Source organism: Bradyrhizobium sp. SZCCHNR1002, assembly GCF_032381435.1.
GTDB lineage: Bacteria > Pseudomonadota > Alphaproteobacteria > Rhizobiales > Xanthobacteraceae > Bradyrhizobium > Bradyrhizobium aeschynomenes.
In genome coordinates, this window is record NZ_JAUHIS010000002.1 from 655,388 (window position 1) to 675,993 (window position 20,606).

Below are 20,606 nucleotides of genomic sequence, written 5' to 3' on the forward strand. Positions count from 1 at the left end.
TCACAGCCCGGTGCGAAGCTTCCAGAGCTCGGGAAACAGCACGATCTCCAGCATCTTGCGCAGGTAGTTGACGCCTGACGTGCCGCCGGTGCCGGTCTTGAAGCCGATGATGCGCTCCACCGTGGTGACGTGGTTGAAGCGCCAACGGCGGAAATAATCCTCGAAATCGACCAGCTTCTCGGCGAGCTCATACAGCTCCCAATGCCGCTGCGGATCGCGATAGACGCTGGTCCAGGCCGCCGCGACTTCGGGACTCTCAGCGCGCGTGCCGCGCCAGTCGGTGCGCTGACCATCGGCGCCGATGAAGAAGCCGCGCCGCGCCAGCAGGCGCAACGCCTCGTCATAGAGGCTCGGCCTGGCCAGGATCGCCTCGAGCTCCGCCGTCAGCTCGGGGTGATGCGTATGCGGACGCAGCATCGCGAGATTGCGGTTGCCGAGCAGGAATTCGATCGAGCGGTACTGGAACGACTGGAAGCCGGAGGACTCGCCGAGCTTGTCACGGAACAGCGTGTACTCGCTGGGCGTCATCGTGCGCAGCACGTCCCAGGCGCCGTTGAGCTGCTCGAAAATGCGCGACACCCGCGCCAGCATCTTGAACGCCGGCTGCACGTCGTCCTTGGCGATCGCGGCCATCGCGGCCTTGATCTCGTGGATCGCGAGCTTCATCCACAGTTCGGAGGTCTGGTGCTGGATGATGAACAACAGCTCGTCATGCGCCGTCGAGAGGGGCTCCTGCGCGTCGAGCAGGCGGTCCAGCATCAGATAATCGCCATAGGACATCCGTCCCTTGAAGTTCATCCGCGCACCTTCGGTGGCGGGATCGTAAGGGGCGTTGCTCACGTCACGAGCTCCTTCTGGCGATATTCGGGTCTGTCCCACAGCTTGTTGTCGAGCACCTCAGCGAGAATGTCGACCGCGCCGCGCACCTCGGCCGCGCCGATATAGAGCGGCGTGAAGCCGAAGCGCAGCGCATCCGGCGCGCGGAAGTCGCCGATCACGCCGCGTGCGATCAGCGCGCGCATGATGGCGTAGCCGTCGGGATGGCGGAACGAGACCTGGCTGCCGCGGCGCGACGCATCGCGCGGCGACGCCAGGGTCAGCGAGGGGCAGCGTTTCTCGACCTCCGCGATGAACAGCTCGGACAGCGCGATCGAGGCGTTGCGCACGTCCTGCATCGACACCCCCTCCCACGCATCCAATGCTGCATCCAGCGCGGCGAGCGCGATGATCGGCGGCGTGCCGATGCGCATCCGCTCGATGCCGCCGCCCGGACGATAATCGAGATCGAAGGCGAACGGCGCCTCATGCCCCATCCAGCCCGACAGCGCCGGCGGCGCGACATCGGCATGGCGGGGCGCGACATAGATGAAGGCCGGCGCGCCGGGCCCGCCATTGAGATATTTGTAGGTGCAGCCGACCGCGAAGTCGGCGTCCGCACCGGCAAGATCGACGGGTACGGCGCCGGCGGAATGCGCGAGATCCCAGACCGCGAGCGCACCGGCGTCGTGCGCTTTCTTCGTCAGCGCCTTCATGTCGTGCATGCGGCCGGTGCGGTAGTCCACCTCGGTGAGCATCAGCACGGCGACGCTGTCGTCGATCGCGGCCTCGACCGCCTCGGGCTCGACCACCTTCAGCGTGGCGCGGTCGCCGAGCATGCGGACCAGGCCCTGCGCCATATAAAGGTCGGACGGGAAGTTGCCGCTGTCGGACAGGATCACGCGGCGGCCGGGATTGAGCGACAGCGCCGCGGCGAGCGCCTGATACACCTTGATCGACAGCGTATCGCCCATCACGACCGTGCCGGGCGCAGCCCCGATCAGCCGCGCGATGCGATCGCCGACGCGGCGCGGCTGCACCATCCACCCGGCGCTGTTCCAGCCGCGGATGAGCTCCTGCCCCCACTCCGCCTCGATCATGCTGGTGACGCGCGCGGGCACCGCCAGGGGCAGCGCCCCCAGCGAATTGCCGTCGAGATAGATGACGCCGTCAGGAATTTTGAAGAGCGATCGTGTCTGAGAAAAATCCGCCATGCTGCCTTGCTCTGTTCGCCATCCTGAATGCATGATTCGGGCCGAGAGAGAGACCAGATCGACCGACGGGCCGCGCCGCTCGCCTGATCTGCCTCTCACGACCGCCGTCACGGAGCAAGAGCGATGCGCGTTTCAGCCTGGCTTGTCTGTCTCTGCCTGCTGGGGACGCCCGCCTTCGCCGGCAACGACGTCACCGCCGCCCAGAGCGTCATTCGTGCGCAGGAGCAGGCGTTGGCCCGCGACGACGGGGCCACGGCCTATGCGCAGGCCGCCCCCGAGATCCAGGCGCTCTTCCCCAGCATCGAGATCTTCATGGCGATGGTGCGCGAGGGCTATGCGCCGGTCTACCGGCACCGCAGCTTCGAATTCGGAGCATCGCAAGCGGAGGATGGCACCATCGCGCAGCGCGTCCACATCGTCGATGCCAATGGCGAGGCCTGGGAAGCGCTCTACACCTTGCAGACCCAGCCCGACGGCAGCCTGAAGATCACCGGCTGCTCACTGCTGAAGACCGGCCAATCGGTCTGACTGCGGATCTGAATGCGATGGGTGCCTTCAACGCGTCGGCGTCGGTGGGCCGCCATGCTGCTGGCGCCATTGCAGGAATTGCCGGAACAATGCGCTACGCTCGGCCGGGTCGCTCGACAATTGTCCGCCGCTCTGGCGCACGAAGGTTTCGAACTGCTGCTGCTGGACGTCGGCGACCTGCGGCCGCGGCGTCATGTTGCGCGCGACCAGCCAGTCGTCGGCGGCCTTGAAGCGCTTCCAGCCGGGGATCGTGGCGACGATGCTCGACTCCCGCCATTTCGGATGGCGCGGCGGCTTCATGAACTCGTCGAAGTTGGCGAAGAACGCCTCGACGAAGCGCGCCACCTTGCGGTAGCGCTCGGTATTCTCGGGCCAGTTGTAGCTGACGAGAAGCATGCCGATCGCCACCGTCTCGATCGTCTCGCCGGGATTGAGCAGGTTCGGATATTCCTCCGACGCCAGCGTCGTCGGCAGATAGAGATCCTGCAGCCGGCGGTCATAGGGAATCGTCACCAGGTGCAGCGCGCGGTTCTCGTTCCGGATGTTGCGGGCGAGTTGGAAGACCTTGCCGGTCGAGACGATGTAGGCATCGGCCTCGCCGTCGATCAGCTTCTGGATCGATTTCGCATCGTCGGTCGCGTAGTCGAACGAAGCCGTCATGCCGAGCCGGTTGAAGATCACGCGCGCGGAATAGAATCCCACATCGGTCGGCGCGATGATGCGCTTGCCGTTGAGATCGAAGATCGAGCGGATGGACGAACGCGCGATGACGTGGATCTCGTTGTGATACAGCCGCGCGATGTAGCGCAGCTGCGAGGTGATGTCCGGGATGCCGTATTGCAGGCGGTAGAATTCGGGCACGTCGGCAGCGACCGCGCCCATGTCGATGCTCTTCAGGAACAGGATGTCGGAGACATTGCGCACCGGCCCCTTGCCGAGCACGGGCAGCACGCGGACATTGGTGTGGTCGTCCAGCACGCGCGCCATGTCCGAGCCGAACACCGAGGTCGCGCCGCCGGCCGGTGCGGTGATGATGGTGACGGTGCCGTCATTGACATCGGTCGGGTTGGGCAGACGCCACACATCGGGCCCGCTGCCGGGAGCCGGCGACAGCGACGCCGGCAGTCCGGCGGGACGGGGCGGCGCCGGGGCCGCGGCGTTGGGCCGGGCGGGAGCCGGCGAGACCGGCACGATGACCGAGCGCGTCGCGGCCGGCCGCTGTGGTGGCGGCTGTGGCTGGGATTGCAGCTGGGGCCACGCCTGCCCCGAGGCATGGCCCATCATCAGTCCGACTGCGAGCGCAGCGAGCAATGGGAGCGAAGCAGCACGTGAAACGATGGACATAGCGCAACGGCCTCCTGCACCATCGCGATGCCGCCGCAGCGATCTCGACCGGTCCGGAGCTTTCACCTCGACGCTGCCTAGCTCCGGGCATGCGACGGGCGACCGCGGCCTCGGCTGAGACCTCGCGACAAATTCACTTCGCGATGCGAAGCACGCGGGCCAAATGGTCCCGATCGGCTTCGATCGAGATCATAGTTGCGTGATCGGATTCGATGGATTTGCGGCGCCCGGCGGGATTTTGTATGACGAGGTGCATATAACCCGGCGATGCAGGTCCAACTGTGGCCACGGCGCAACGCCGGTCGGATCAGGCTGCCAGCCGGTGTTGCCTTCGTGCCAGGATCAGCAGCGTCACCACGATTGCGAGGTTGAGGGCATTCCAGGCAATGCCATTGGCGAAGGCTGCCGCATAGGAGCCGGTGGCGTCGAAGATCACGCCCGACACCCAGCCGCCGAACGACATGCCGAACACCGAGGCGAAGATGACGATGCCGACCCGGGTCGCGGCCTCGCGCGCCGGCATCGCCTCGCGCACGATGATGGCGTAGCTCGGCACGATGCCGCCCTGGAACAGGCCGAACATGCCGGAGATCAAATAGAGCGACGTGAGGCCGTCGAAGAACAGATAGAACAGCAGCGCAAAGCCCTGAGCCAGCGAGCCGATCAGCAGCGTGCGCATGCCGCCGACGCGGTCGGCGAGGAAGCCCGAGCCGATCCGGCTGACGATGCCGAGCGCCATCATCAAGGACAGCATCTGCGCGCCGACGGCGACGCCATAGCCGAGATCGCCGCAATAGGCGACGATGTGCACCTGCGGCATCGCCATCGCGACACAGCAGGCGATCGCGGCGATGCTGAGCAGCACGGTCAGCGCATTGGTGGAGATCGGCAGGCTCAACTGCGGCGGCGGCGCCTGGCTGTGGTCATGCGCGCCGGCGCCGCCCATCCGCGCGCGCAGCACCAGCAGCAGCGCTGACATCGTCACCGCACAGAAGATGCCGAGCGCGACATGGGTGGCGCGCCAGCCGATCTGCTGCACGCCGTAGTTCACCAGGGGCGGCCACACCGTGCCGGCGACGTAATTGCCGGAGGCGACGATGGTGACGGCCAGCCCGCGATAGCGCTCGAACCAGTGCGAGGCCTCGGCCATCAGCGGCGCGAAGGTGACGGAGGAGCCGAGCCCGATCAGGAAATACACCGCCTGGAACTGCCACAAGGTCACCGAGGCGCCGGCAAGCAGGTAGGCCGCCGTGGTGGTGGCGATGCTCAGCGCCATCGCGGTGACGATGCCGAAGCGGTCGGTGATGCGGCCGACGATGACGCCGCCAAGACCGAAGCCGAACATCGTCAGCGTATAGGCCAGCGAGACCGCGCCGCGGCTGGCGGCATATTCGGCCTGTACGGTCGGCAGCACGACGACGACGGTCCACATCCCAGCGCCGCCGATGGAACCGATGACGAGCGCAAGCGCCAGCCGCGCCCAGGCCTGGCGCGAGTCCGGTGTGAAGTGAGGCGCTTCCTCGAATCTTGTCTGGGGTCCGTGCACGATGGCCGCAACTTCGTCGCCGCATGCCGCGGGGTCAAGCCACATTGCTGCGGCACGGCCCATGCAGAAGCAGCGCAACAAAGCGGGCCTTAAGGCGTGCGCGTGTGCGCGCATTTGCGAACTGCCGTTCCGCACGAGGTGATGAGGGAGCAATCGTCTTGAATGTGGGCAAGCTAGCGCGTCACGCGCGGTGCGCTCCCTCTCCCCGTTCTTACGGGGAGAGGGTTGGGGTGAAGGGGCAGCCACACGGGAAGTGTGAGTGGGGCACACACGCGGGCACCGACCGCGCGGAGAGCCCCCCTCACCCGGATTGCATCTGACGATGCAATCCGACCTCTCCCCGCCTTAGCGAAGCTGCGCTTCGCCCTGGCGGGGCGAGGTACACCGAGCGCTCGGCGCCAGCGTCCCAAAAAGGGCGAGTGGCGCGAATTGTAGCCAAAGCGGCGCCAGCAGCGTGGAGAGTGGATCAGGTGTCCTGCCCCCTTTGCCGCCCGGCGCCGCCTGCGGTACAATGCACCCCGAACGGAGCGATTTGCGCGCAGATGTCGTTGGGCCTGACACGGAACATGCTGATGGTGGCGGGGCGGTTGCTCGTGCTCGCTTACCTCGTTTGCGTGCTCAGCCCGGGCGTCACGCTGGCCTTCGCCCATGGCGCGGCGCCCTGTCTCGACGAAGCCTTCGTTGCCGTCGCGGTCTCGCACCATCACACTGCGCCGCATGAGAGCAGCGACGGCGCGATGATGCCGCAGAGAGATGCGGCACATCCGCATCATCACCATGATGACCAGGTCGCGGCTGCCAGCCTGCAGACGCAGCCTGACCCGGCCCCGTTCCCGGCGCACCACGACCACGACAAGCTGCCCGGCCCGTGCTGCGCCATGATGTGCGCGGTCGGCCTCACCGCCGCCTTGCCGGCGGTCGCGCTGCCGGCGCCGGTCGCCACCGCCAGCGAGGCCAGCGGCGAAGCCGGGCTGCCCGGGCGCACGCCCCCGCTGCTGTACCGCCCCCCTATCGTCCTGGCCTGAGCGAACGACGCCGGCTCGTCGCGCCTCGCGCGCGCGGCCGTTTGCTTGTCATCGACAGACCAAAGGACACATCATGTTGTCGCACCTCAAGGCGACGCCCGCAGCCGCACGTCCGGCGCGGCGCAGCCTGCCATTCTCATGTCTCTCGATCGCCGCGACACTGGTCGCCGCGACGGCGCTCGCCGCCTGCCAGCCGCGCACGGTGGCGCTGTCGGGGGCCGACCCCGCCGATCCCTCAGCGCGCGTGGCGCCGGTGCGGACCTCGGCCGTGATCGCGCCCTACACCTCGCTGCGGCCCGCCGCCCCCACGGGTTGGGGCCGGTCCAGCGCCCCGCGCTCCGAACCGAGCCGCTAGGAGCGCGCGATGCAGGGGATCAGAAGACTTGCGGCACTGGTGGCCGCGACGGCGCTCGCCGGCTGCGCCTCGTTCTCGCCCGACGGCGGCATGAGCGTCGTCGCCGACATCACCGGGCGCACCACGGCCAAGGAGGTCGCCTCAATCAGAACCGGCGACGACGCCGCACGGATGCGCGACGCCACGCGAAAACTGCTGGCGCGGCCGCTGTCGGCCGATGCCGCCGTGCAGGTCGCGCTGTTCAACAACAAGGGCCTTCAGGCCGCCTTCCATCAGCTGGCGCTCAGCGAGGCCGATACGATCGAGGCCAGCCTGCCGCCCAACCCGACGTTCTCGTTGATGCGCATCAGCGGCGACGGTGCGTTCGAGGCCGAGCGCCAGGTCGCCGGCGATATCCTGGCGCTCGCGACCCTGCCGCTGCGCTCGGAGATCGCGCGCGAGCGCTTCCATCAGGCGCAGCTCAAGGCGGCACTGGCGACGCTGCGGCTCGCCGCCGAGGTCCGCCGCGCTCACGTGCGCGTCGTCGCCGCCAACGAGCTGGTGGCGCTGCTCGTCGAGGCGCAATCCGCCGCGGAAGCCACCGCAAAGCTGGCCGCGAAACTCGGCGAGACCGGCGCGCTGAACCGGCTCGACCAGGCGCGCGAGCAGGTGTTCTACGCCGAGACCACGGCCGAGCTTGCGACCGCCCGCCGCGCCGCAGGAAGCGCGCGCGAACGGTTGATCCGGCTGATGGGCCTGTGGGGCGACGACCTCGACTTCCGCCTGCCCAGCAAGCTGCCCGCGCTGCCGCGCCGGCCGCTGACCGAGCCGTTCGTCGAGCGCGACGCGGTGGCGCATCGGATCGACCTGCAGATCGCGCGGCTCGAGCTCACGGCGCTCGCGACCTCGCTGCAGCTCAGCGAAGCGACCCGCTTCGTGACGCTGCTCGACCTCGCCGGCCTCGAGCGCAAGACCGGCGAGGCGGATGGCCGCGTCATTCGCGAGCGCGGCTACGACGTGCAATTCCAGATCCCGATCTTCGACGGCGGCGAGGTGCGGGTGCGGCAGGCGGCGGAGACCTACAACATCGCCTTCAACCGCCTCACCGAGCGCGCCGTCACGGTGCGTTCCGAGGCGCGCGACGCCTATCGCAGCTATCGCGCCGCCTATGACATCGCCGGCCAGTATGCCCGCGAGGTGCTGCCGCTGCGTCGGATCATCAGCGAGGAGATGCAGCTGCGCTATTCCAGCATGCAGGTCGACATCTTCGCGCTGCTGCTCGAGGCGCGGCAGCGCCTGGCCTCGCGGCGCGCCGCGATCGATGCGGTCAGAGACTTCTACCTCGCCGAGGCCGAGCTGTCGGCCGCCGTCAACGGCGGGGGCGGGAGCGGGGCAGCGGCCGAGAGCACCGCACAACAGACCGCGAGCGCGCTGGCGCCCGGTGATCACTGACAGGAGAGCCCAGATGTTGTCACGCCGAACATTGCTCGGATCCGCGGCGCTGGCCGGCGCCTCTGCCGTGTCCGGTCGCGCTCAGGCCGCCGCGATCCCAGAAGCGCCGACCATGGACAAGGCGGTGATGCAGCCGCCGCGGCATCCCACAGCGGGGCCTGACTATCAGCCGGTGGTGACGCTCAACGGCTGGTCGCTGCCGTTCCGCATGAATGGCGACTGGAAGGAATTCCATCTCGTCGCGGAGCCGGTCACGCGCGAATTCGCGCCGGGCATGACCACGCATCTGTGGGGCTATAACGGCCAGTCGCCGGGCCCGACCATCGAGGCGGTCGAGGGCGACAAGCTCCGGATCTTCGTCACCAACAGGCTGCCGGAATACACCACCGTGCACTGGCACGGCGTGATCCTGCCCTGCGGCATGGACGGCGTCGGCGGCCTGACGCAGCCGCACATCAAGCCCGGCAAGACCTTCGTCTACGAGTTCGAGATGAAGCATGCCGGCACCTTCATGTATCACCCGCATGCCGACGAGATGGTGCAGATGGCGATGGGCATGATGGGCATGATCGTCGTGCATCCGCGCGGGTCGGTGCCGCCGCCGGTCGACCGTGACTTCGTGTTCGTGATGTCGACCTATCGCATCGAACCCGGCGGCTATCTGCCCAAGGTCAACGAGATGACCGACTTCAACATGTGGACCTGGAACGCCCGCGTGTTCCCCGGCATCGATCCGCTGCCGGTGCGGCTTGGCGACAAGGTGCGCATCCGCATCGGCAATCTCACCATGACCAATCACCCGATCCATCTGCATGGCCACAAGTTCAAGGTGACCGGCACCGACGGCGGCTGGCTTCCTGACGCCGCGCAATTCCCGGAGACCACCACCGACGTGCCCGTCGGCGCGGTGCGCGTGCTCGACTTCACCGCCGACAATCCCGGCGACTGGGCGTTCCACTGCCACAAGTCGCACCACACGATGAACGCGATGGGCCACGACATGCGCAACCTGATCGGCGTGTCGCGCAAGGAGCTGGCCGCCGCCGTCGGCAAGCTCGCGCCCGACGGCATGGTGATGGGCCACACCGGCATGGCGATGGGCACCATGGAGATGCCGGCTCCGGACAATACGCTGCCGATGATGACCGGCACCGGCCAGTTCGGCCCGATCGAGATGGGCGGCATGTTCACGACGCTGAAGGTGCGCGAAGGACTTGCGCGCGACGACTATCGCGATCCCGGCCCCTACCAGTTCCCGCAAGGCACCGTCGCCTACGAGGTCGCGAGCGCGCCGGAGCCGGTGCGGCAGCACAAGAATAGTAGGGCGGATTAGCGCCAGCGTAGTCCGCCAATACAGCATATTGCAGCGACATGGCGGATGACGCTGCGCCAATCCGCCCTACAAACTACGAACATGACGCCGCGATCACGCATGACAGACAGATGATCAGGAGCTCGACATGAAGACCGCAATCTCACGCGTCGCGGCGGCTACGGCCATGCTGCTCGTTGCCGCGCCGGCGCGCAGCCACGATCGGCCGGCAACGACCGGCTACTCCGCCGGCGAGCCCGGCGATCCCAAGCAGCCGTCGCGCACCATCGAGGTGCTGCTCAGCGAGATGGAATTCACGCCGGCGCGCATCGAGGTGAAGCGCGGCGAGCAGATCCGCTTCGTGCTGCGCAACACCGGCAAGGAAGACCACGAATTCCTGCTCGCCACCAAGAAGGAGAACCTGAAGCACGCCGCCGTCATGAAGAAACACCCGCACATGGAGCACGACGAGCCCAACGGCGCGCGTCTCGCGCCCGGCAAGTCCGCCGAGTTGCTGTGGCGGTTCAGCAAGCCGGGGACGTTCGAATATTCCTGCCTGATCCCCACGCACCGCGAGTTCGGCATGACCGGCCACGTCACTGTGAAGTGACGCAAACATCCTCGTTCACATCAGGAGACCAAAATATGACCCGACTGCCACGCCTTGCCATCGCAACCGTCCTGACCTCCGCACTGACACTGCCCGCCGCCTTAGCCGCCGACACCATCAACGGCGACGTCAAGAAGGTCGACGAGGCCAATGCCAAGATCACCCTGCACCACGGCCCGGCCAAGAGCCTGGGCATGGACGAGGCGATGACCATGGTCTACCGCGTCAAGGACGCCGCCTTGCTCAAGGGCCTCAAGCCCGGCGACAAGGTGAAGTTCGAGGCCGTCGAGGACTCCGCCGGCTACACCGTGACGAAGATCGAGAGAGGCAGGTAGAACGGCGCGGGACGCATGCGCTCGATGTGTGCAGGCACATGACTCTCCGCGTCGTCATTCCGGGGCGCGCGACAGCGCGAGCCCGGAATCCATAGCCACGACCGCTCGTGACGGCACGAGATGCAAGCCCATGTACATTGTCGGACAACGACGGCCTGTGGTTATGGCTTCCGGGCTCATTCGCGCGGGCCCACGCGCTCACGTGAATGTCCCGGAATGACAGGCCGACAGCACTCAGAAATCATCCCTGAACTCCGCGCTTTTCAACCTCGATTCTGATCGTATGATCCGCGCTCCCCGCGGAGCACGTCATGAAAGCCTATCTGGTCCTCGATCTCGCCGTTCACGATTTCGCATCCTTCAAGGTCTACATCGAACGGATCCCCGCCTTCATCGCGAAGCATGGCGGCCGCTACATCGTTCAGGGCGCGGTGCCCACGCCGGTGGAAGGCGACTGGATGCCGGAGCGACTGGTGATCCTGGAATTCCCCTCGCGCCGGAACGCGACGGATTTCCTTGCCGATCCCACCATCCAGGACCTGTTCGCAATCCGGCACCGCGCCACGACAAGCCGGCTGGTGCTGGTCGACGGGTGCGCGGAGTGAACGCGATCAGCCGGACTCCGCGCTGCGCTTGATCCACGTGAAGGCACGTGCAACGGAGGTCCAGCTCCGGCTGGGCGAGAGCAACCTGCACATCGACCGAAGATCTCAGATGCATTAACCGCTCCGGCGTTACCGATGCCGCAACGGTCGATCAGCCGAAAGCGGTCCGTGTCAACGTGACGCTGCCGGAAGACGCGCTGGCGGGGAAAACAACGATTCGGCAAATCAGATTTCTTTTTCATTTTTTCCGAAATCATGTATATCTCTCCCCGTCCTGCTTCCGCCGGAGGGGCGTGTCGCGACCGTCACGAGACGTGGGAGGTGGGATGCGATGGGCGCAGCGACTCGCAGCGTGGCTTCGTGCCGCGCGGACGAACGGTTCGTTGCGCACGGCGAAATCGTGCGGTCCTGACACCCCGACGCTGGTGTCCCGCGGCGGCGTGCTTGAAGCGCCTCGTCGCGCATGGTGGCCAACAAGCCCGGCGCACCAGGGAGACCACGTATAAGCCGTTCCAACCGTTGCGCAGGGAAGGCCGGGCGTGTTCGGCCAGACCTGTGGTACCTGCCGCCTGCATTTTTTTCGCAGGCGGGCCACGGGCGCGGCCAGCGCCCGGCCTTCCCTGCGCCCTCCCCTGATTCGAGGGCGGACCTGATGCACAGCCCGGGCGCCATGCGCCGCGGGACGGCAAGTCGCGTCCGTCGACACTGAAAGGCGATCGATGCAGATTCGCGCTCGGCCCCCCCCCCCGTCACGACAAGAGCCCGGCGGCGCTCCGGCCGCCGCCGTTAACCATTTGCTAACCATGCCGCGGGCAAGCTTTGCCGCGTCGCGTTGCGCGTGGCCGGCGACCGGACAACCACAGGACACACCCTGGGCTCTGCTGCTGCCGGGCATGGCAGCGGCACGGTCGCCGGCCGCGGCGCCTGCGCGGACACGGCTGCGGCCGTTCGACATCCTCGCCTTTTCTTGTCCGCCCGGAGAATGAGCCTTTGAGCACCGTCGGTTCGCGCGCCTTCCAGAAGGCCCGGCAGGAAAAGAAGCAGAAGAAGCTCGTCGAGACGCAGCTGACGGCGGCGTACAGGGCGTTCCAGGCCGGACGCCAGACCGACGCGCAGGCGCTTTGCGCGAAGCTGCTGCAGGAGGTGCCCGACTGTTTCGAAGCCATGCATCTGCTCGGCGTCTCGCTGGTGTCGTCGGCCCGCTTCGGTGAGGCGGTCGTCTTCTTGCGGCAGGCCGTCGCGCTCGAACCGAACTCGGCCGATGCGCAGTCCAATCTCGGCTGGGCGCTGCTGAATTGCGAGCAGTTCGAGGAGGCGCGCGCCGCGCTGGAGCGGTCCCTGGCGCTGCGCCCGAATTCGCCGATCACGCTGCGCAACCAGGCGATCACCCTGCTGCGGCTGCGCCAGGGCGAAGCTTCGATCGCCGCCGCCACGCGCGCCCTCGAGCTGAAGCCGGACGATGTCGATTGCTGGTGCAACCGCGCCGTTGCCGAGCTGATGCTGCGGCGCTGGGACGCCGCCGCCGCCAGCGCCGAGCGCGCGCTGGCGTTGAACCCGACGCATTTCGAGGCCATGGTCAACAAGGGCCTCGCGCATCTCGAGCTGCACCATTTCGAGCTGGCCGAAGCGACCTTCAATGCCGCGCTTGCCGCCCGCCCCGGCCATGCCGAGCTGCTGGCGCATCGCGGCCGGCTCTACATGATCTCCGGGCGCACGGCCGAGGCCGAGGCCGATTTCGATCGCGCCGTCACGCTCGACCCGAATCTGCCGGTCGGATGGCAGGGCAAGGCGCAGATCTGCATGCTCAACGGCAACGTCGCCCAGGCCATGGCGGCCTGCAAGCGCGTGCTCGACACCAATCCGAAGGCCCAGGTCGCGCTGACGCTGCTCGGCGCCTGCCGCGGCCGGCTCGGCGACGTCGCCGGCGCGATCGCGCAATTCGATCAGGCGCTGGCGGTGCAGCCCGATTACGACGAGGCGATCACCAAGAAGATCTTCTACCTCGACTTCCTCTCCGGCGCCGATTTCGCCGTCCAGCAGGCGGCGCGGCAGTATTGGTGGATGGCGGTCGGCTCCAAATTCCCGCGCCGCAAGCTCGCACCGCGATCGCTCGATCCGAACAGGCGCATCGTCGTCGGCTACGTCTCGGCCGATTTCCGCACCCACTCGGCCGCCTTCGCCTTCCTGCCTGTGCTGCGCGGGCACGACAAGACGCAGGTGCAGGTCAACTGCTATTCGGCGTCGCGGCGTCACGACGACTTCACGGCGAAATTCCAGGCCATCGCCGACGTCTGGGTCGAGGCCTCGAACCTTTCCGACGACGAGCTGGCCGACCGCATCCAGGCCGACGGCGTCGACATCCTGGTCGATCTCTCCGGCTACACCACGGGCACCCGGATGCCGGTGTTCGCGCGCAAGCCGGCGCCGATCCAGGTCACGGCCTGGGGCAGCGGCACCGGCACCGGCCTTGCCACGATGGACTACTTCTTCGCCGACCCGGTGACGGTGCCCGAGAATGTCCGGCCGCTGTTTGCCGAGCACGTCCACGATCTGCCGTCGGTGATCACGATCGATCCGCTGCTCGACATCGCGCCGTCGCCGCTGCCGATGCTGCAGAACGGCCATGTCAGCTTCGGCGTCTACAACCGCATCGACAAGATCTCCGACGAGGCGATCGCGCTGTGGGCACGGCTGCTCGGCGAGGTGCCGGACGCCACGCTCGTGATCAAGCATCTCGCGCTCAACGATCCCCTGGTGCGCGACGGGCTGATCGGCCGCTTCGTCACGCAGGGTGTCCCGGAAGCGCGCCTGATCTGCCTCGGCGCCAGCGAGCGCAGCGAGCATCTGCGCTCCTACGAGCGCATCGACATCTCGCTCGATCCGTTCCCGCAGAACGGCGGCATCTCGACCTTCGAATCGCTGTACATGGGCGTTCCGGTCGTCGCCAAGCTCGGCGCCGGCGCGGCCTCGCGCGCGGCAGGGGGCATCCTGACCGCGGCGGGGCTCGCCGACTGGGTCGCCGATGACGATGACGGCTATATCCGGATCGCCAAGACCTTCGCGGCACAACCCGAGCTGCTGGCGAGGCTGCGCGCCGAGCTGCCGCAGAAGGTCGCGCATTCGCCCGCCGGCGACGTCGCCAACTACACGCGCTGCGTCGAGGCCGGCTATCGGCAATTCTGGCAGGCCTATTGCGCGAAGGAGAGCACGGGCCGCTGATCCATCACGGCAGCGGCCACGGCGCCTGCAACCAGCGGCTGCAACAGTTCCCACTGTGCCATTTTGACCGTGCGCGACACGGCCACGCCGCGATCCCGCCTACGCCGCCACGGGTAGGGCGAAATCAAGGATATGGCTTTTTGGTGGCGACACGCCGTCTCCGCAGCGGCGCTGCTACTACCAACCGGCGAGTAGTAGACCGCGCTCGTCGAGCAGGACGATAATGCGCGCGAAAAAAATTGCCGGCCTCACCATCGCTGGGCCGCCGGCCACGGAGGAATTGGGGCATGCGGGTCGCGTTGTTGAGTTGCGTCGTTGCGACAGGATTGAGTCTGCTGGGATCACTGCTGCCGGCCGAGGCCCAGACCGCGCGTGCGCCGAGATCGGCAACGGCGGCCGCCGCCGGCGAAGGCGGCAAGCTGCAGGAATCCAACGAGTGGACGGTCGGCGTCGCCGGCGGCCTGCTCGAAGGCACCAACATCCGCTTCGCCGCCGAGATGGCCAAGGTGCTCGACGACCGGCCGAACCTGCGCGTGCTGCCGATGGTCACCTACGGCGCGCTCGGCAATATCGAGGACCTGCTCTATCTGCGCGGCGTCGACGTCACCATCACATCTGCCGACGTGCTCGACGAGTTCGTGCGCAACGGCACGCTCGCCAACATCAAGAACCGCATCCGCTACATCTGCTCGTTCTACATCAACGAGATGCACGTCTACGTCCGCCCCGAGATCAGGACGCTCGAGGATCTCCAGGGCAAGAAGGTCTCGTTCAACACGGTCGGCAGCGCCGCCAACCTCACCGGCGGCATCGTCTTCGACCGGCTCAAGATCGGCGCCGAGAAGGTGTTCATCAACAATTCGGTGGCGCTGGAGAAGATGCGCACCGGCGAGATCGCCGGCGTCGTGCACGTCACCGGCAAGCCGACCGACCTGTTCGCCAAGTTCAAGCCCGAACCCGGCTTCCACTTCCTCCCCGTCCCGTTCGCACGCAGCCTGCAGGACTATTATGTGCCGACCAAGCTGACGTCGCAGGACTACCCCAATCTGCTCAAGCCCGGCGAGACGGTCGAGACGATCGGCGTGCCGCAGGTGCTGGCGGTCTACAACTGGTCGCCGGAGACCGAGCGCTATCGCCGCGTCTCGCGCTTCGTGGAGTATCTGTTCAAGCGCTTCGACCAGTTCAAGCAGCCGCCGTTCCACCCGAAATGGAACGAGATCAACCTCGCCTCCTCGCTGCCCGGCTGGACCCGCTTCCGCGCGGCGGAGGAGCTGCTGGCCAGCACGCGCGCGCCCGAGACCGACGCCAGCGCGACCAAGCAGCAGTTCGAGCAGTGGATGAGTGCGAGAGCCACGACCGGCGGCCGCCGCCTCAGCGACGCCGAAGCCAAGGCGCTGTTCGAACAGTTCCAGGGCTGGATGAAGCGCGAGGGCGATCAGCCGCCGCGATAGCGGGCGTAGCTACGTCACGACGGGCTTGCGTCGCAGCGACTCCGGCGCATCCGGCTGCGCCAGCGGATGGGCCGCGGCAAAGGCGGGCAGCGCCATCCCGGCTTCGAAGACGCGCTGTACCGTCGGGGTCGCAGCGAGATCGATCCCCTGGTTGAGCGCGAAGACGACGTGGCCGGCGAGGCAGATGTCGGCCGTCGTCGGCGCATCGCCGTGGCAGAACCGGCCGGTCGCGGCATGGCCGGCGAGCTGGGCCTCGACCGCGACCAGCATCTCCGTCGCCCAGTGCCTGAGCCAGGCCGTGCGCGCCGGGGCGTCGACATGCAGCACCTCGGTGAGATAGCGCTGCACCCGCGGCGTGGTCAGCGGGTGCGCATCGCAGGCGATCATCGCCGCCAGCGCCCTCACCCGCGCGCGCCCCTTGGCATCGCCAGGGAGCAGCGCCGCGCCCGTACAGGCCTCGTCGAGATAATCGAGGATCGCCAGCGACTGCGTCAGCACCGTCCCGTCATCGAGCACCAGCGCCGGTAGCGCCATCTGCGGATTGAGCGCGGCATAGGTCTCGTCACGCTGCTGCTGCCGGTCGACATCGACGGCGACCTGCTCATAGGCGATGCCTTTCAGGTTGAGCGCGATCCTCACCCGAAAGCTCGCCAGCGACCGCCAGAACGAATAGAGCTTCATGCGGGTCCTCCTGGGCAGGCGAACGAAGGGCGACGCCATCGACCGGTCGCCCACGGTCCGCCATTCGATAGCCGGCGATCAGTTCACGCTCGATATGAAGCCCGCCAGAATGGTCCGGCTCTGGCTGAGGGCCTCGATCCGTTGATCGATGAGGCCGACCTGCTGCGCCAGTATTCTTCGCAGATTGTCGCAAGGTTGGAAATCCGGACGGTTGTTCCGCACGCACGGGAGCAGCTGCTTGATCGTCTCCAGCGTCATCCCGGCGGAGCCAAGCACCTTGATCCGGCGCACGGCCTCCTCGTCCGCCGGACCGTAGTCGCGATAGCCGGACGACGTTCGTTGCGGCACAAGCAAGCCTTCGCCCTCGTAGTAGCGCAGCATCCGGACGCTGACCCCCGTCCTTCTGGAGAGCTCGCCGATCTTCATCTGAAAACCTCTTGACCCTGACAGCGCTGTCAGACCTTACAGATCGTGCTCGCCCAAGTGGAGTCCCCTTGTGCTGGGAGCAACGATGAAAGCCTATCATTTGAATGGCCACGCAGGTGCGGAGCGCCTGGTGCGCACCGACCGCGTCAAACCCGAACCCGCCAGCGGCGAGGTTCGTATTCGGGTCGAGGCGGCAAGTCTCAACTACCGCGACCTCCTGATCCTCGACCGAGCGGGCCAAGGCGGATTCGACGGCCGCATTCCGCTGTCCGACGGTGCAGGAGTCGTCGATGTGGTAGGCTCCGACGTCGATCAATGGCGCCCAGGCGATCGTGTGGCCGCATCGTTCTTTCGCGATTGGGTCTCCGGGCCGTTCAAGGCAAGCTACGTTCCGTCGTCCCTCGGCGGCAGCACGATGGATGGCATGCTGGCGGAGTACGTGGTGCTGCCGGCGACGGCGCTGGTCGCCGTGCCCGAGCACCTGACGTCGATCGAAGCCGCGACCCTGCCCTGTGCCGGCGTGACGGCCTGGCACGGCCTCATCACGCGCGGTGGAATGGGCAAAGGCGACACGCTGCTGGTGCAGGGAACCGGCGGCGTCGCCCTGTTCGGCCTTCAGTTCGCGGCCGCACTGGGCGCCCGCGCGATCGTCATCTCGTCCTCGGATGAGAAGCTCGCCCGCGCCCAGGCGCTCGGCGCCTCGATCCTGATCAACTACCGCGACACGCCCGACTGGGACGTCGCGGTGATGAAAGCGACGGACGGCGAAGGCGCCAGCCATGTCCTCGAGCTCGGCGGACCCGGCACCTACGACCGCTCGCTGCGCTCGGTCGCATCGAGCGGCAAGATCGTTCAGATCGGCGTCTTGACGGGGTTCGGCCCGAAGCCCGATCTCGCCCGCCTGCAATGGGAGAACGCAGACATCATCGGCGTCACGGTGGGCTCGGTCGAGCATTTCACGGCCATGAACCGATTCGTGGGCGAATACGCGATCCATCCGATCGTCGATCGCGTCTACGACTTTGACGACGCTCCCGAGGCATACGCCCATCTCCGGTCCGGCTCGCATGTCGGCAAGATCGTCGTGAGGCTGTAGGGCCATGGGCGGATCGATGGGAGCGCCGCGCCGAGCTGGGGGCAGCGCTCCCGTCGTGCCGCGGCGGCGGCGCGATAAATGTCACTTCGTGCCGATCCTCCTGCGCAGCCAGGCGTCGACGATCCCGGTGGCGGGATGGCTGGGATCGCCGAGTTCGCGATTGATTTCCATGTGGCCACGCAGCCCGGTGCCGCCGACGCCCTGGACCTCGGCCGGCGTGCCCGCCTGCATCAGGGCCGCGCCGAGCGCCTCGGACTGCGCCTTGCCGTCGGCGCGGTCGACGTGGAGGATCAGGAACGCGGGCGCGTTCGGCCTGGCGGCCTGCAAGGTCGGTGATAGCGCGCGCTGGCGCACCGGATCGGAGCCGAACGCCTGGATGTAGGTATCGAGCATGAAGCGGCCGCTGTCGGCGAGCTGGCGCGCCACGTCGTAGCAGGCGCCATCCAGCGCGATGATGCCGCTGACGTCCCGCAACGACAGCCCGGCTGCAGTGAAATAGCGCGGATCAGTCCCGACCAGCGCCACGAGATGCGCGCCGGCGCTGTGCCCCATCAGCACGATGCGCGCGGGATCGATCCCCAGACGCCCGGCATTGCTGCGCAACCAGGCCAGCGCAGCGGCGACGTCAGCCGCCTGCTGCTCGACGGTCGCGGCCGGCACCAGCCGATAGTCGATCGAGGCAAAGGCATAGCCCTGCGCGAGCAGGTGCTCGACCTTGGCCGCCCCGGTCGCGTTGCGCTTGTCGCCCCGCTTCCATCCGCCGCCATGCACGAACACGACCAGCGGCGCGGCCGTGCCTCCCCTCGCTTGCCAGAAGTCGAGCTTCTGCAGCGGATCGGCGCCATAAGCATATTCGGTGGCCGGCCCGCTTTGGCGCTCGGCCTCGCGCGCCGCCATCCGCGCCTGCAGGCGCTCCAGAAAGGGACCTGCGAGTGCAGGTGAAAGGAGGAAGGGCTGCAGCAACCACAGGCAAGCAGCTAACAAAACCGCAAGTGTCGAACGCAACATCGAGTGCTCCATCGTGGTGGGACGATAGCAACACGTGTTGCTTAAAGAAGGCCGCACGCGGCGTTGTTACAAAATGTCACGAACGATGACGTCCGCGAGACTACGGGGCGGCGCGAGTCTTTGATGCAGCAGAAGGAGGTCTACCAATCCCCTGTCGCAAATAGTACGCAAGCCCGATCCCTTCGACATTGACTGCTTCAAAGCCGCGCTTTTCCAGAAAGGCACGCAGCTTGAGGTTCGGGTGCGCGCAGTTGATCGCATGAACGACCCACTCAACGGCATCGAGATCACGCTCTCGCGCAAATCGTTCGGCCAGCCGCCACAACGCCGGCAGCACACCTTCTCCGCCCCCGTCGATCTGCGCGAGCTCCACGATCAGCGCGCCGGGGCGCAATCTGATTTGTGCGAGGATCTCCGCGGAGCCTGCGCTGAAGACGACCGGACCAACGGCAATCAGGGCGGCGATGTGCTCGTCCGGGAGCGCAAGTATTTCGTCCGGGGTCAGACCTTCGATCAATATCCGTTTTGACAGGAGCGGCTGCTGCACTTGCCCTCGCCTTTCACTCGCCGTTGAGCGCCATCGCCATGTGGGCGCCTCGTCTCACGCGTGGATCCTTCTGCATAGTTGTCTCGTGCCGAGACTAGCAACTCTTGCAGGCGCAAATGCGTCCGCGGCAAGTTCGGTTGGGATAACCGGCGCCAGCTCGGGATGACTTTCTTCCGATTCACCGAAAATGTTTCTTTTCTTTTTTCCGAAACAGTGTATAACCATGCCCGTCCTGCTTCCGCCGGAGGGGCGTGTCGCGACCGTCACGAGACGTGGGAGGTGGGATGCGATGGGCGCAGGGAATCGCAGCGTGGCTTCGCGCCGCGCGGACGAACGGTTCTTTGCGCACGGCGAAATCGTGCGGTCCTGATACCCCAACGCTGGTATCAAGCAGGTGGCGGTGCTCGCGCATCGCGCTCGTGATGGTGGCCAACGAGCCCGGCGCACCAGGGAGACCACGTATAAGCCGTTCCAACCGTCGCGCAGGGAAGGCCGGGTGTTTCGGCCAGACCTGTGGTGACTGCCGCCTGCTTTTTTACTGCAGGCGGGCCACGGGCGCGGCCAGCGCCCGGCCTTCCCTGCGCCCTCCTCTGTGTGGGGGCGGACCAGATGCACGACTCGGGCGCGATGCGCCGCGGGAGACGATGGCGCATGTCTGCGAGACGGATGCCTTTGTGCAGTCCCGGTGCGGAGCGGCGGCACGGGCCTCATGGTTCGAGACGCCGCTACGCGGCTCCTCACCATGAGGATTTGGTTCGGAGACCGGTGCTGCAATTCGTCCAAGCGCGGCAGGCTCATGGCGGAGGGCGCGCAGCAGGCGACTTGCTTCGAGCCGTACAACGGAGCCCCGCCCCTCACCCTGAGGAGAGCGCCGAAGGCGGTCGTCTCGAAGGGCGAGGCCCGGACGGCTTTTATCCGAACAGTGCGGCAGGAGCGCACATCTCGCTTCCCCGCAACGTTTCGTTAACCGTCGTTAACCGAACGCTAACCATACACCGGGCAAAAATTGCCGAGTGGGACGATGCGTGTCGTGATTGGGTGCGGTTGACGGGGGAGA

19 protein-coding genes are annotated in these 20,606 nt (G+C 67.0%); 11 read left to right on the plus strand and 8 right to left on the minus strand.

Annotation, left to right across the window (positions count from 1 at the left end; genetic code table 11):
• The gene (kynA, locus tag QX108_RS15405) at positions 1-840 is read right to left on the minus strand and encodes a tryptophan 2,3-dioxygenase (RefSeq protein WP_315787652.1); all 840 of its coding nucleotides are present in this window, start codon (positions 838-840) and stop codon (positions 1-3) included.
• Positions 837-2,030, minus strand: coding sequence for a kynureninase (kynU, locus tag QX108_RS15410; protein ID WP_315787654.1), 1,194 nt, complete (start codon positions 2,028-2,030; stop codon positions 837-839). The genes kynA and kynU overlap by 4 nt, the downstream gene beginning before the upstream one ends.
• 123 nt (positions 2,031-2,153) lie before the next feature.
• Between kynU and QX108_RS15415 the strand changes: the two genes are divergently transcribed.
• Positions 2,154-2,558, plus strand: a complete 405-nt coding sequence (locus tag QX108_RS15415) for a DUF4864 domain-containing protein (protein ID WP_172114614.1) — start codon at positions 2,154-2,156, stop codon at positions 2,556-2,558.
• A gap of 27 nt (positions 2,559-2,585) precedes the next feature.
• Here the strand turns inward: QX108_RS15415 and QX108_RS15420 are convergent, their stop codons facing one another.
• Together QX108_RS15420 and QX108_RS15425 are read right to left on the minus strand one after the other, a co-directional pair.
• On the minus strand, positions 2,586-3,902 hold the full coding sequence (locus QX108_RS15420; protein WP_315787656.1) for a TAXI family TRAP transporter solute-binding subunit: 1,317 nt from the start codon (positions 3,900-3,902) through the stop codon (positions 2,586-2,588).
• Positions 3,903-4,209: 307 nt separating this feature from the next.
• Positions 4,210-5,448, minus strand: coding sequence for an MFS transporter (locus QX108_RS15425; RefSeq protein WP_315725113.1), 1,239 nt, complete (start codon positions 5,446-5,448; stop codon positions 4,210-4,212).
• 542 nt (positions 5,449-5,990) lie between these two features.
• Between QX108_RS15425 and QX108_RS15430 the strand changes: the two genes are divergently transcribed.
• From QX108_RS15430 to QX108_RS15470, 9 genes are all read left to right on the plus strand, one after another.
• A complete protein-coding gene (locus QX108_RS15430; protein WP_315787659.1) occupies positions 5,991-6,473 on the plus strand; it encodes a hypothetical protein in 483 nt (160 codons plus the stop codon).
• 73 nt (positions 6,474-6,546) lie between these two features.
• Complete coding sequence (locus QX108_RS15435) at positions 6,547-6,828, plus strand: hypothetical protein (protein ID WP_315787660.1); 282 nt, start codon at positions 6,547-6,549, stop codon at positions 6,826-6,828.
• Between the two features lie 9 nt (positions 6,829-6,837).
• Positions 6,838-8,259 (plus strand): TolC family protein, encoded by a 1,422-nt coding sequence (locus QX108_RS15440; RefSeq protein WP_315787661.1) that lies wholly within the window; start codon positions 6,838-6,840, stop codon positions 8,257-8,259.
• A gap of 13 nt (positions 8,260-8,272) precedes the next feature.
• Positions 8,273-9,592 (plus strand): copper oxidase, encoded by a 1,320-nt coding sequence (locus QX108_RS15445; protein WP_315787662.1) that lies wholly within the window; start codon positions 8,273-8,275, stop codon positions 9,590-9,592.
• Positions 9,593-9,719: 127 nt separating this feature from the next.
• Positions 9,720-10,181, plus strand: a complete 462-nt coding sequence (locus QX108_RS15450) for a cupredoxin family protein (RefSeq protein WP_315787663.1) — start codon at positions 9,720-9,722, stop codon at positions 10,179-10,181.
• A 35-nt stretch (positions 10,182-10,216) separates the two neighbouring features.
• Positions 10,217-10,516 (plus strand): copper-binding protein, encoded by a 300-nt coding sequence (locus tag QX108_RS15455; RefSeq protein ID WP_315787664.1) that lies wholly within the window; start codon positions 10,217-10,219, stop codon positions 10,514-10,516.
• Between the two features lie 311 nt (positions 10,517-10,827).
• A complete protein-coding gene (locus QX108_RS15460) occupies positions 10,828-11,121 on the plus strand; it encodes a DUF1330 domain-containing protein (protein WP_172114597.1) in 294 nt (97 codons plus the stop codon).
• A 990-nt stretch (positions 11,122-12,111) separates the two neighbouring features.
• The gene (locus QX108_RS15465; RefSeq protein ID WP_315787487.1) at positions 12,112-14,340 is read left to right on the plus strand and encodes a tetratricopeptide repeat protein; all 2,229 of its coding nucleotides are present in this window, start codon (positions 12,112-12,114) and stop codon (positions 14,338-14,340) included.
• A gap of 287 nt (positions 14,341-14,627) precedes the next feature.
• Positions 14,628-15,791: a TAXI family TRAP transporter solute-binding subunit gene (locus tag QX108_RS15470; protein WP_315787488.1), complete on the plus strand. Its 1,164-nt coding sequence runs from the start codon at positions 14,628-14,630 to the stop codon at positions 15,789-15,791.
• A 9-nt stretch (positions 15,792-15,800) separates the two neighbouring features.
• On the opposite strand, the gene maiA is transcribed toward QX108_RS15470, so the two are convergent.
• Positions 15,801-16,472 (minus strand): maleylacetoacetate isomerase, encoded by a 672-nt coding sequence (gene maiA / locus QX108_RS15475; protein WP_172134486.1) that lies wholly within the window; start codon positions 16,470-16,472, stop codon positions 15,801-15,803.
• Between the two features lie 78 nt (positions 16,473-16,550).
• On the minus strand, positions 16,551-16,898 hold the full coding sequence (locus tag QX108_RS15480; RefSeq protein WP_172114587.1) for a MerR family transcriptional regulator: 348 nt from the start codon (positions 16,896-16,898) through the stop codon (positions 16,551-16,553).
• Between the two features lie 85 nt (positions 16,899-16,983).
• Here QX108_RS15480 and QX108_RS15485 point away from each other — a divergent pair, with 85 nt between their 5' ends.
• Entirely contained in the window at positions 16,984-17,994 is a 1,011-nt protein-coding gene (locus QX108_RS15485; RefSeq protein WP_315787491.1) for an NAD(P)-dependent alcohol dehydrogenase, read from the plus strand.
• 81 nt (positions 17,995-18,075) lie between these two features.
• On the opposite strand, the gene QX108_RS15490 is transcribed toward QX108_RS15485, so the two are convergent.
• The gene (locus QX108_RS15490; protein ID WP_315787493.1) at positions 18,076-18,891 is read right to left on the minus strand and encodes an alpha/beta hydrolase; all 816 of its coding nucleotides are present in this window, start codon (positions 18,889-18,891) and stop codon (positions 18,076-18,078) included.
• Positions 18,892-19,102: 211 nt separating this feature from the next.
• On the minus strand, positions 19,103-19,549 hold the full coding sequence (locus tag QX108_RS15495) for a hypothetical protein (RefSeq protein WP_315787495.1): 447 nt from the start codon (positions 19,547-19,549) through the stop codon (positions 19,103-19,105).
• Positions 19,550-20,606: the final 1,057 nt, after the last annotated feature.